The sequence below is a fragment of the Enterobacter sp. 118C5 genome (genome assembly GCF_034107645.1).
GTDB lineage: Bacteria > Pseudomonadota > Gammaproteobacteria > Enterobacterales > Enterobacteriaceae > Enterobacter > Enterobacter nematophilus.
Genome location: NZ_JAWNEU010000011.1, coordinates 60,990 through 73,255, shown reverse-complemented (window position 1 = coordinate 73,255; position 12,266 = coordinate 60,990). Strand labels below are relative to the sequence as shown.

Genomic DNA, 12,266 nt, shown 5'->3' with positions numbered 1-12,266 from the left:
ATGGCATCGTTGATTCAGGTTCGTGACCTGCTGGCACTTCAGGGGCGGATGGAGGCAAAACAGCTCAGCCTCAGCCTGCATACGCCGCAGCCGATGATCGATGCCATGCTGGAGCGCCTGGAAGCGATGGGTAAAGCCGTGCGGATTCAGGAAGAAGCGGAGGGTTGCCTCTCCGGCAGTTGTAAAAGCTGCCCGGAAGGAAAGGCCTGCCTCAGAGAGTGGTGGGCACTGCGCTAACAAAGCCGGGCATTGCTGCCCGGCTTTATCGTATTACTTATAGACGTCCGCGGTAGCGCGTACGTTTTTGGTCTGTTTTTCTGCGCTGGTGATGACGTAGTAGGTGCCGCCCAGCTCATCCGCTTTCTTCGACAGCTCTTTTTTTGCGTCCATCGGCGCGGTGGTGTCAGACGTAGAAATCTCACCAACTTTCGTCAGATTCATGCCGGCAACTTTATCTTTTTCCAGCTCTTTTGCCGCAAAAACGCCAAATGACAGTGACCCAATAACCAGAGAAGTGACAATACCTGTAACAAGTTTCATAGCCTGACTCTCCATAGGATTGTTGTTTTTGATTATCGTAGGCAGAACAACCGCAACGACATCTGGAGTATGGTTGCGGTGTGTAACTTTTTCCAGGCAGGATAGAAAATAATCAGTCTAAACGTTGACTTAACGCAACCAGCGCTGAACAAAATTCCGTCGGATGAGAGATAAACGGCGCATGCGCGGCTTTGGCAATCACCTGTGATTCGCTGTCCGGCCAGAGGGAATCCAGAAGCGGAACCACCTTGCGCGGCACCAGACCGTCGAGGTAGCCATAGATACGCAGGTGCGGCATGCTCAGCCCGGCCAGCGGTTCGCGCAGATCAACCGTTTTCAGGATCTCAAGCCCCCCGTTAAGCACCTCAACGTCCGGCATCGGCAGGGAGAGCACCACCTGCTTTAACGCTCTGGCGTCCTGACGCGCGGTTTCGGTGCCCATCGTCTGCAAGGCGAGGAATCGCTCAACGGTCCGCTGGAAATCGTCGCTCAGCTGCTGCTGGAAGCCCGCCAGCACGTCAGGTTTGATGCCGGGCCACGCCTCTTGCGCGCTAAAGCATGGCGACGAGGCCACGGTGACCAGCGCCCTAACGCGCTCGGGCCAGGAAAGCGCAATCTGGCTTGCCACCAGCCCGCCCAGGCTCCAGCCCAGCCAGATGGCATTTTGCGGCGCGGCGTCTACAACCTGCTGTGCCATCTCATCAAGCGACATCGCGCCAAAGCCGCGGCTGCGGCCGTAGCCCGGCAGATCGACCAGATGTAACGTAAATTGCGAGGCAAGTTCCTCGCTTATGCAATGCCACACTTCCGCATTCAGGCCCCATCCGTGCAGCAGCACAAGATGGCAATTTCCTGTCCCTACGGTCTGCCACCACAGCGTCTTCATCAGTTACTGTTCTCTTTTTTCACATGGAGGTTGCACATGCTAACAGTGCCTGGCTTGTGCTGGCTATGCAAAATGCCGCTTGCCCTCAGCGCGTGGGGCGTCTGTTCCGTCTGCACGCGCTCGCTGGAAAGGCGTATCACAACCTGCCCGCAATGTGGTTTACCGGCGGCGAACCGCGATTTGCCCTGCGGCCGCTGCCTGAAAAAATCCCCGCCGTGGAGCGCGCTGGTGGCCGTGGATGATTATGTTCCGCCGCTGAGCGGGCTTATTCACGCCCTGAAGTTTTCCGGCCAGAGTTCGCTGGCGCAGCCCCTTGCCCGCCTGCTTTTGCTGGCCGTTTTACAGGCGCGACGAACCCTCGCTCTGCCGAAAATCGACATGGTGGTGAATGTCCCCTTATACCGACGCCGACACTGGCGGCGCGGCTATAATCAAAGCGACCTGCTCTGCCGCCCGCTCGCCCGGTGGCTGGGCTGTCGCTACGATGCCAGCGCGCTTACCCGCGTGCATGCCACCGCCATCCAGCACCAGCTCAACGCCCGGCTTCGCAAAAGAAACCTGAAAAATGCCTTTCGCCTTGAATTGCCGGTCCACGGCCTCCATATCGCCATCGTGGATGACGTCGTCACCACAGGCAGTACCGTTGCTGAACTTTCCCGACTGCTTTTGCAAAGCGGCGCCGCGTCGGTTCAGGTATGGTGTCTGTGCCGTACCTTGTAGCCCTTCTTCAATGGGCGTATGATTATACCCAGGTAATTTAGTCAACTATTAGGCCAAAGCTATGATCCGTATTTCCGATTCTGCACAAGCGCACTTTGCCAAACTGCTGGCAAATCAGGAAGAAGGGACGCAGATCCGCGTGTTTGTGATCAATCCAGGCACTCCGAATGCAGAATGTGGTGTCTCTTATTGTCCTCCGGATGCTGTGGAAGCAACTGACACTGCCCTTAAATTTGAACAGCTCACCGCTTATGTCGATGAACTGAGCGCGCCGTATCTTGAAGATGCGGAGATCGACTTCGTCACCGACCAGCTGGGTTCTCAGCTGACTCTGAAAGCGCCAAACGCCAAAATGCGTAAAGTCTCTGACGATGCCCCGCTGATGGAGCGCGTTGAGTATCTGCTGCAGTCCCAGATCAACCCACAGCTGGCTGGCCACGGCGGTCGCGTTTCCCTGATGGAAATCACGGAAGACGGCCTGGCGATCCTGCAGTTCGGCGGTGGCTGTAACGGTTGCTCCATGGTCGACGTGACCCTGAAAGAAGGGATCGAGAAGCAGCTGCTGAACGAATTCCCGGAACTAAAAGGCGTGCGCGATCTGACAGAGCACCAGCGCGGCGAGCACTCCTACTACTAATTCAGTCCCCGCCCGTATTGCCCGGTGGCGCTACGCGTACCGGGCCTGACTCCCTCGCCTTCCCATCTCGATATGTTGACCTGCGTCTCATAATTCAAATTTTGCCTCGCTGGGTGATTCTCAACCACGATATGTTACCCGTATCATTCTCGTGGGCACTCAACACCCTTATAACAGCCGACTAAACTTAACTGTTTCGCAGGCATCAGTATGAGTGCCGTTAACCACTCTGTTCCCAGTTGGGACAATCGGAATTTGTCGTTGAAACAATGACGTTACCCATAACAATTCAAAGGCCAGGTAAATCATGCCATTAGTCATCGTTGCTATCGGTGTTGTGTTATTACTGCTCTTGATGATCCGTTTCAAAATGAACGGATTTATCGCTCTGGTTCTGGTGGCACTTGCAGTCGGTCTGATGCAGGGGATGCCGCTGGTTAAAGTTATCAGCTCTATCAAAGCCGGTGTCGGCGGCACGCTCGGCAGCCTGGCGCTGATCATGGGCTTCGGCGCCATGCTCGGTAAAATGCTGGCGGACTGCGGGGGCGCGCAGCGTATTGCCACCACGCTTATCGAAAAATTTGGTAAGAAGAACATCCAGTGGGCGGTGGTGTTGACCGGTTTTACCGTCGGTTTCGCGCTGTTCTATGAAGTGGGCTTCGTGCTGATGCTGCCGCTGGTGTTCACCATCGCCGCCGCGGCCAACATCCCGCTGCTGTTCGTGGGTGTGCCAATGGCTGCGGCGCTGTCCGTGACCCACGGCTTCCTGCCGCCGCACCCGGGTCCAACCGCTATCGCCACCATCTTCCACGCCGATATGGGTAAAACCCTGCTGTTCGGTACGATTCTGGCGATCCCGACCGTGATTCTGGCAGGCCCGGTGTATGCTCGCTTCCTGAAAGGTATTGATAAGCCTATCCCGGAAGGTCTGTACAGCGCCAAAACCTTCACCGAAGAAGAGATGCCGGGCTTTGGCGTCAGCGTCTGGACCTCACTGGTACCGGTGATCCTGATGGCGATGCGCGCCGTGGCGGAGATGATCCTGCCGAAAGGCCACGCGTTCCTGGCCGTTGCCGAATTCCTCGGCGACCCGGTGATGGCAACGCTGATTGCGGTGCTGATCGCGATGTTCACCTTTGGTCTTAACCGCGGTCGCTCAATGGATCAGATCAACGACACGCTGACCTCGTCCATCAAAATCATTGCCATGATGCTGCTGATTATCGGCGGTGGCGGTGCGTTCAAGCAGGTGCTGGTCGACAGCGGCGTGGACAAATACATCGCTTCCATGATGCACGAAACCAACATCTCTCCAATCCTGATGGCGTGGTCTATTGCTGCCGTGCTGCGTATCGCGCTGGGGTCTGCAACCGTTGCGGCGATTACTGCGGGCGGTATCGTTGCGCCGCTGATTGCCACCACGGGCGTCAGCCCTGAGCTGATGGTTATTGCGGTAGGCTCCGGCAGCGTGATTTTCTCTCACGTGAACGATCCGGGCTTCTGGCTGTTCAAGGAGTACTTCAACCTGACCATCGGTGAAACCATCAAGTCCTGGTCGATGCTGGAAACCATTATTTCGGTCTGCGGCCTGGTAGGTTGTCTGCTGCTGAATATGGCAATCTGACCCCCTGCTCGATCGGATCCCTCTCCCCTTTGGGGAGAGGGCCAGGGTGAGGGGCGAGGGTGGAACTAACGCTTCTTACCCACCGCCCTTCTGCGCTTGTCCAAATCCTTAATCAGCCTGTTCACCCCGTCATCGGCAAACATCGTCTCAAGGGTTGTGGACAGCTTGCGGCGCCAGTTCTTGTACTGATAGCTGGTGCCCGGAACGTTCACCGGCTCCGCCATATCAATCCAGTCTTCCGGCTGCAGGCCAAGCAGCGCGCTGTTGCTGTCGGCAATATAGCGCTGCAGGCCACGGTTGAGCGTTGGAGTCATCGCCATCAGCGACGCCTTATGCCCGGCACGCTTCGGCAGACAGCCATGCTTGTGCAGCGCATCCAGCAGCCCCTGCTTCGCCAGCTCGCGGTCCTGATACAGTCCGCGCAGAACCTCTTCATCAGGATACAGCCCCAGCGTTTTGCCGAGGGTCAGATCGCCGCTTTCCCAGTAGCCCCTGAGCGTAGGAAGATCGTGCGTCGTCGCGACTGCCATTGACTGTTCAGGGTACGCTTTCGGCGCGCGGAAGGTTTTCTCATGGTCGTTTTCAAAATAGAGCACTTTATAGGAGTAGACGCCGCTGTCGCGGAGCTTGCTGACAATTTCCACCGGCACGGTACCGAGATCTTCACCGATCACCATGCACTGATGACGCTTACTCTCCAGCGCCAGGATCGACAGCAGATCGTCCACCGGATACTGCACGTACGCCCCGTGATCGGCCGTTTCGCCGTACGGGATCCACCACAGGCGCAGCACGGACATCACGTGGTCAATGCGCAGCGCCCCGCAGTTCTGCATGTTCGCGCGCAAAAGGTCGATAAACGGCTCGTAGGCCCGCGCCGCCATGACGTGCGGATCCATCGGCGGCAGGCCCCAGTTCTGACCGAGCGGGCCGAGGATATCCGGCGGCGCGCCGACGGAGGCTTTCAGACAGTAGAGCTCACGGTCACACCAGGTTTCCGCGCCCCCTTCCGCCACGCCCACGGCCAGATCGCGATACAGGCCGATCGGCATCTTATAGCCCTGGCTTACCTGCCAGCAGGCGGCAAACTGGCTGTAGGCCAGCCACTGCAGCCACAGGTAGAAGTCCACCTCGTCGGCATGATTTTTACAGAAGGCTTTGACTTCAGGGGTGTCCACGGTCTGATACGCTTCCGGCCAGACCGGCCAGCCCCAGCGCATTTCGTCCTCTTTTACCTGATACGCGTGCAGCGCATCAAATGCCGCCTGCCAGTAGAGGCTTTCACCTTCCTGCATCACGAACTGGCGGAAGGCCGCCATCTGCTCGTCGTCGCGCTTCGCAAAGCCTTTCCACGCCAGACGCAGAGCCGCCATTTTCAGCGCGGTCACGCTGGCATAATCTACCCAGTCCGCATCGCGAGCCTGCTTCAGCAGCTGCTGGGTGGTCTCAAGCTTCCACCAGGCCTGCGCCTCTTTGCTGTTTTTGAAATCGTCTAACGCGTTAACGTCGATGTAAATCACGTTCAGCCAGCGTCGGGAAGACGGGCTGTACGGGCTGGCGCTTTCCGGGTTGGCCGGATAGAGCGCGTGGATCGGGTTGAGGCCGATAAACGCCCCGCCGCGCTCACCAACAGATGCAAGCATCTTTTTCAGATCGCCAAAGTCGCCGATGCCCCAGTTGCTGTCGGAGCGCAGCGTATAAAGCTGCACGCAGGCGCCCCAAAGCTTTTTGCCCTCAAGCAGCGCCTGCGGCTCATAGCAGCGCTTTGGCGCGACGATCACCCGGCAGTGAAAACGCTGTTCGTTCTGGGTGAGCGTCAGGCTGTGATAGCCCTCCGGCAGCTTCGCCGGAAGGTTTAACGTTTTGCCGCCGGTGGCGTGGCCTTTGTGCTGATGCCCCTCTTCGGTGGTGAGCAGCCAGCTAAACTCGCCGCGCCCCTCCACCGCCAGAGGCATCTTTTTGCCTGCGGTAAAGACCTTCACGTTTGGCACCGGAGCAGCCGACGCTTTCGCGTCGGTTTTGTGCATGGCATCCAGCAAACGTCTTTTGGTGTCCGCACCAATAGACTGCGGTTTGCCGTGCGCGTTGATGTAACTGAGGCTAATTCCCGCCGCCTGCGCGGCACTGTCCAGACGTTTACTCTCCATCGCGCTTCCTTAGCGTTTTGCCTGCCAGATACGGACCTGATAATCACGGATTGAGCGGTCAGAGCTGAACATGCCGCAGCGCGCGGTGTTCAGAATGCACGCCCGGGTCCACGCCTCCTGGTCGCGGTACAGCACGTCGACCTGTTTCTGCGCTTCAACGTAGGCCGTGAAGTCCGCCATGACCAGGTACGGGTCGCCGCCGTGTTTGTCCATGCTGTGCAGCATCTGATCAAACGCGTGCTTGTCGCCGTCGCTGTATTTGCCGCTCTCCAGCTCTTTCAGCACCGCATCCAGCACTTTGTCTTTCTTACGCCATTTCACCGGGTCGTAGCCTTTGGCCTTGATGGCTTTCACTTCTTCAACAGTATGGCCGAAGATAAAGATGTTCTCTTCACCGACCTTCTCGGCGATTTCGACGTTCGCACCGTCCAGCGTGCCGACGGTCAACGCGCCGTTCAGCGCCAGCTTCATGTTGCCAGTACCGGACGCCTCTTTCCCTGCGGTCGAGATCTGCTCGGAGATATCCGCCGCCGGGATCAGCATTTCAGCCGCCGAGACGCAGTAGTCCGGCAGGAACACCACCTTCAGCTTGTCGCCCACTTTCGGATCGCTGTTGATCGCCGCCGCTACCTTATTGATGGCGAGGATAATGTTTTTCGCCAGGTAGTAGCCCGGCGCCGCCTTCGCACCGAACAGGAACACGCGCGGCACGCGGTCTGCCTGCGGGTTCTCGCGGATCTCTTTGTACAGCGCCAGAATGTGCAGCAGGTTCAGGTGCTGACGCTTGTACTCGTGCAGGCGCTTGATCTGAATATCGAAAATGGCATTCGGGTTGATCTCAATTCCGGTACGCATCTTCACAAACTCGGCCAGGCGAACCTTGTTCTCCAGCTTGATCGCACGGTACTGCTCGCGGAACTTCGCGTCGTCGGCGTATTTTTCAAGGTTAATCAGCTGGTCCAGATCGTTGGCCCACTCTTTCTTCAGGGTCTTGTCCAGCAGGCCGGCCAGCAGCGGGTTGCACTGCTTGATCCAGCGGCGCGGCGTGATGCCGTTGGTTACGTTGTGGAATTTGGTCGGCCACAGCTGGTGATATTCCGGGAACAGGTCTTTCACCACCAGATCGGAGTGCAGCGCCGCCACGCCGTTCACCGCAAAGCCGCTCACCACGCACATGTTCGCCATGCGCACCTGTTTGTCGTGCACCACCGCCAGCTTGGCCCAGACGGCTTTGTCGCCCGGCCAGGTTTTCTCCACCAGCGCCTTAAACTGGTCGTTAATCTTGTTGATGATCTGCATGTGGCGCGGCAGCAGCGTTTTCACCAGCTTCTCATCCCAGCACTCGAGCGCTTCCGGCATCAGGGTGTGGTTGGTGTAGGCGAAGGTGCGGCTGGTGATGGCCCAGGCGTCGTCCCAGCTCAGCTGATGCTCGTCGATCAGCACGCGCAGTAGTTCCGGGATGGCAATGGTCGGGTGCGTGTCGTTCAGCTGAATCACTTCGAAGTCCGGCAACAGTGCCAGCTTGCGGCCCGCCAGGTGATGACGGCGCAGAATGTCCGCCACGGAGCAGGCGCACTGGAAGTACTGCTGCATCAGACGCAGCTTTTTACCCGCCAGATGGTTGTCGTTCGGGTAGAGAACTTTGGTCAGCTTCTCGGCGTCGATGCCCTGCTGCTCGGCGCGCAGGAAATCGCCGTCGTTGAATTTGGTCAGGTTGAACGGATGCGCGTGCTTCGCCTGCCACAGACGCAGCGGCTGCGCCACGCCGTTACGGTAGCCGAGCACCGGTAGATCCCAGGCTTCACCGGTAATGGTAAACGCCGGTTCCCAGAGCCCCTGCTTCGTCACTTTCCCGCCGATGCCGACCTGCACGTCCAGCTGCGCGTTGTGGCGGAACCACGGGTAGGTATTGCGGTGCCAGTCGTCCGGCGCTTCCATCTGATGGCCGTCGGCAAACGACTGACGGAACAGGCCGTACTGGTAGTTCAGGCCATAGCCAATCGCCGACTGGCCGACCGTTGCCATAGAGTCAAGGAAACAGGCCGCCAGACGGCCCAGACCGCCGTTGCCCAGCGCCGGGTCAATCTCTTCTTCCAGCAGGTCGGTCAGGTTAATGTCGTGCTCTTTCAGCACGTCACCCACCTCCTGATACCAGCCGAGGTTCAGCAGGTTGTTGCCGGTCAGACGGCCAATCAGGAATTCCATCGAGATATAGTTAACGTGACGCTGGCCTTTGACGGGCTTCGCCACGGGCTGAGCATCCAGCTGCTCTGCGAGCGCCCCGCTCACCGCCTGCCACCACTGGTGAGGCGTCATCTCGTTTGCAGCATGAAGGCCAAAACGCTGCCACTGACGCGTCAGGGCAGCCTGGAATTGAGCTTTGTTGAAGGTAGGCTGTGACATAGGGGATCGGCATCCTTTAGAAAGAAAACACAAGTTGGCGCTAGTGTGCCTGGCTCATTTCCCCTCTTCCTCCTCCCGTGGGGGATTAGACAGGGAGGAGTAGCGGGGATGAGCGTAAAAGTGTGATCGAGGCCACTCTGAGAGCATAGCCGGAGTGTGCCCGGAAGATAAAAAAGTAACCGGGGAGAATGTCAAAGAAATGAAATGCGGTTTCGGATGAAATTAATCCGCGCGGAAATGATTGCTTACGGAGAATAATATTTCAGCAATCGTGTCACACCTAAGGAGATTATTAATCCCGCTCAACTTTACCCGCAGTTTATTAAATTCGACGTCATTATACCTTTCTGAAACCAGTTTCAGCCCAGCCGTGCGACAGCCATACAAGCCAGCATTGACGCGGCATCAAAGCCTTTTCAAAAAAGTTCCAGTACTGGCCGGAATGTTTTGTGACAGAGTGCAAATTCAGAGCCACAAAAGCCAGACATAACTTGCAATAGTTCTCTTTCTGACCGACCTTATAGCTATTAATTACGAAGCGCAAAAAAAATAAATTCTCTCGTTCCCCACAGTGAAGTGAAACCTATGTTGATTCCGTCTAAATTAAGTCGCCCGGTTCGTCTTGACCATACAGTGGTCCGCGAGCGTCTGTTGGCTAAACTTTCCGGCGCGCATAATTTCCGACTGGCGCTGGTTACGAGCCCTGCAGGTTATGGAAAAACAACGCTCATTTCGCAATGGGCCGCAGGTAAGAGCGATCTTGGCTGGTACTCCCTTGATGAGGGCGATAACCAGCAAGAGCGTTTTGCCAGCTATCTGATTGCCGCTATTCAACAGGCAACCAACGGACACTGCGTCGCCAGCGAGGCAATGGTGCAAAAGCGCCAGTACGCCAGCCTGTCCTCACTTTTCTCTCAGCTGTTTATCGAACTGGCCGAATGGCATCGCCCGCTGTACGTGGTGATTGATGACTATCATCTGATCACGAACCCGGTTATCCACGAGTCGATGCGCTTCTTCCTGCGCCATCAGCCGGAAAACCTGACCTTAGTGGTGCTGTCACGCAACCTGCCGCAGCTGGGGATCGCCAACCTGCGCGTGCGCGATCAGCTTCTGGAAGTGGGCAGCCAGCAGCTGGCCTTTACCCACCAGGAAGCAAAACAGTTCTTTGACTGCCGCCTTACCTCGCCGATTGAGGCCGCTGAAAGCAGCCGCCTGTGTGATGACGTCGCGGGCTGGGCCACGGCGCTACAGCTGATTGCCCTCTCTGCCCGGCAAAACAACAGCCCGACGCACCAGTCTGCGCGTCGTCTGGCCGGCATCAACGCCAGCCATCTTTCGGATTACCTGGTGGATGAGGTGCTGAACAGCGTCGATCCCTCCACCCGCAATTTCCTGCTGAAAAGCTCCCTGCTGCGCTCCATGAACGACGCGCTGATTGTGCGCGTAACAGGCTGTGAGAACGGTCAGCTGCAGCTGGAAGAGATTGAACGTCAGGGCCTGTTCCTGACGCGCATGGACGACCCCGGCGAGTGGTTCAGCTACCACCCGCTGTTTGGCAGCTTCCTGCGCCAGCGCTGCCAGTGGGAGCTGGCAACGGAATTGCCGGAAATCCACCGCGCCGCCGCCGAAAGCTGGATGGCGCAAGGCTTCCCGAGCGAAGCCATTCACCACGCGCTTGCCGCCGGTGACGCCAGCATGCTGCGCGATATCCTGCTTAACCACGCGTGGGGGCTGTTCAACCACAGCGAACTGACGCTGCTGGAAGAGTCGTTGAAAGCCCTGCCGTGGGAGAGCCTGCTGGAGAACCCGCGCCTGGTGCTGCTCCAGGCCTGGCTGATGCAGAGCCAGCACCGCTACAGCGAAGTGAATACCCTGCTGGCGCGCGCTGAGCAGGAGATGGAAAGCGAAATGGATATCACCCTGCACGGCGAATTTAACGCCCTGCGGGCGCAGGTCGCGATTAACGACGGCGATGCGGATGAAGCGGAACGGCTGGCGATGGTCGCGCTGGATGAACTGCCGCTGGCAAATTTCTACAGCCGGATTGTGGCCACCTCGGTACACGGCGAAGTGCTGCACTGCAAGGGCGAGCTGACGCGCTCCCTTTCGCTGATGCAGCAAACCGAGCAGATGGCGCGCCGCCATGATGTCTGGCACTACGCCCTGTGGAGCCTGATCCAGCAAAGCGAGATTTTATTCGCGCAGGGGTTCCTGCAGGCCGCCTGGGAAAATCAGGAAAAAGCGTTCCAGCTGATTCGTGAACAGCACCTGGAACAGCTGCCGATGCACGAGTTCCTGTTGCGTATTCGCGCTCAGCTGCTGTGGGCATGGTCGCGTCTGGATGAAGCAGAAAGCTGCGCCCGTCAGGGTGTGAACGTGCTCTCTGGCTTCCAGCCTCAGCAGCAGTTGCAGTGTTTGGCCCTGCTGGTGCAGTGCTCGCTGGCGCGCGGCGATCTGGATAACGCCCGCAATCACCTTAACCGTCTGGAAAACCTGCTCGGAAACGGTCAGTACCACAGCGACTGGGTATCGAACGCCGACAAGGTTCGGGTGATTTACTGGCAGATGACGGGGGACAAAAAATCCGCCGCCAACTGGCTGCGTCAGACGCCTAAACCAGAATTTGCCAATAACCACTTCCTGCAAAGCCAGTGGCGCAACATTGCCCGCGTGCAGATCCTGCTGGGTGACTTTGAGCCTGCCGAAATTGTGCTGGAAGAGTTAAACGAAAACGCCCGCAGCCTGCGTCTGATGAGCGATCTGAACCGCAACCTGCTGCTGTTAAACCAGCTTTACTGGCAGGCGGGGCGCAAAAACGACGCCCAGCGCGTGCTGCTGGAAGCCCTGCAGCTGGCGAACCGCACCGGGTTTATTAGCCACTTCGTGATTGAAGGTGAAGTGATGGCGCAGCAGCTGCGCCAGCTGATTCAGCTCAACACGCTGCCGGAGCTGGATCAGCATCGCGCCCAGCGCATCCTGCGCGAGATTAACCAGCATCATCGCCACAAGTTTGCGCATTTCGACGAGAACTTTGTTGAACGCCTGCTGAACCACCCGGAAGTGCCGGAACTTATCCGCACCAGCCCGCTCACCCAGCGCGAATGGCAGGTGCTGGGGCTGATCTATTCAGGCTACAGCAACGAGCAGATTGCCGGAGAGCTGGCGGTGGCGGCAACCACCATCAAAACGCACATCCGAAATCTGTATCAGAAACTGGGCGTGGCGCACCGTCAGGACGCGGTGCAGCATGCGCAGCAGCTGTTGAAGATGATGGGGTACGGGGTGTAGATCCCTGCGGCCTGATGC

The 12,266-nt window shown here is 57.9% G+C and carries 9 protein-coding genes; 5 read left to right on the top strand and 4 right to left on the bottom strand.

The window, feature by feature from the left end:
- Nucleotides 1-237 (top strand): [Fe-S]-dependent transcriptional repressor FeoC, encoded by a 237-nt coding sequence (feoC, locus tag UTO39_RS17130; protein WP_041911908.1) that lies wholly within the window; start codon nt 1-3, stop codon nt 235-237.
- 33 nt (nt 238-270) lie between these two features.
- Here feoC and UTO39_RS17125 read toward each other — a convergent pair whose 3' ends face one another.
- Complete coding sequence (locus UTO39_RS17125) at nt 271-540, bottom strand: YdgH/BhsA/McbA-like domain containing protein (protein WP_061096861.1); 270 nt, start codon at nt 538-540, stop codon at nt 271-273.
- Nucleotides 541-652: 112 nt separating this feature from the next.
- On the bottom strand, nt 653-1,426 hold the full coding sequence (gene bioH / locus UTO39_RS17120) for a pimeloyl-ACP methyl ester esterase BioH (RefSeq protein ID WP_061096860.1): 774 nt from the start codon (nt 1,424-1,426) through the stop codon (nt 653-655).
- A 36-nt stretch (nt 1,427-1,462) separates the two neighbouring features.
- On the opposite strand from bioH, the gene gntX reads away from it, so the two are divergent.
- The 3 genes from gntX to gntT all read left to right on the top strand — a co-directional run bounded on the left by gntX (nt 1,463) and on the right by gntT (nt 4,407).
- Complete coding sequence (gene gntX, locus UTO39_RS17115; RefSeq protein ID WP_320727647.1) at nt 1,463-2,146, top strand: DNA utilization protein GntX; 684 nt, start codon at nt 1,463-1,465, stop codon at nt 2,144-2,146.
- A gap of 61 nt (nt 2,147-2,207) precedes the next feature.
- Nucleotides 2,208-2,783, top strand: coding sequence for a Fe-S biogenesis protein NfuA (nfuA, locus tag UTO39_RS17110; protein ID WP_003861601.1), 576 nt, complete (start codon nt 2,208-2,210; stop codon nt 2,781-2,783).
- Between the two features lie 307 nt (nt 2,784-3,090).
- On the top strand, nt 3,091-4,407 hold the full coding sequence (gene gntT, locus UTO39_RS17105; protein ID WP_151412432.1) for a gluconate transporter: 1,317 nt from the start codon (nt 3,091-3,093) through the stop codon (nt 4,405-4,407).
- A gap of 65 nt (nt 4,408-4,472) precedes the next feature.
- On the opposite strand, the gene malQ is transcribed toward gntT, so the two are convergent.
- Together malQ and malP are read right to left on the bottom strand one after the other, a co-directional pair.
- Nucleotides 4,473-6,554 (bottom strand): 4-alpha-glucanotransferase, encoded by a 2,082-nt coding sequence (gene malQ / locus UTO39_RS17100; protein ID WP_320727646.1) that lies wholly within the window; start codon nt 6,552-6,554, stop codon nt 4,473-4,475.
- A gap of 9 nt (nt 6,555-6,563) precedes the next feature.
- Nucleotides 6,564-8,957, bottom strand: coding sequence for a maltodextrin phosphorylase (malP, locus tag UTO39_RS17095; protein WP_320727645.1), 2,394 nt, complete (start codon nt 8,955-8,957; stop codon nt 6,564-6,566).
- 585 nt (nt 8,958-9,542) lie between these two features.
- Between malP and malT the strand changes: the two genes are divergently transcribed.
- Nucleotides 9,543-12,248 carry an HTH-type transcriptional regulator MalT gene (malT, locus tag UTO39_RS17090; protein WP_061096855.1) on the top strand — a complete coding sequence of 902 codons (2,706 nt, stop codon included), beginning with the start codon at nt 9,543-9,545 and terminating at the stop codon, nt 12,246-12,248.
- Nucleotides 12,249-12,266: the final 18 nt, after the last annotated feature.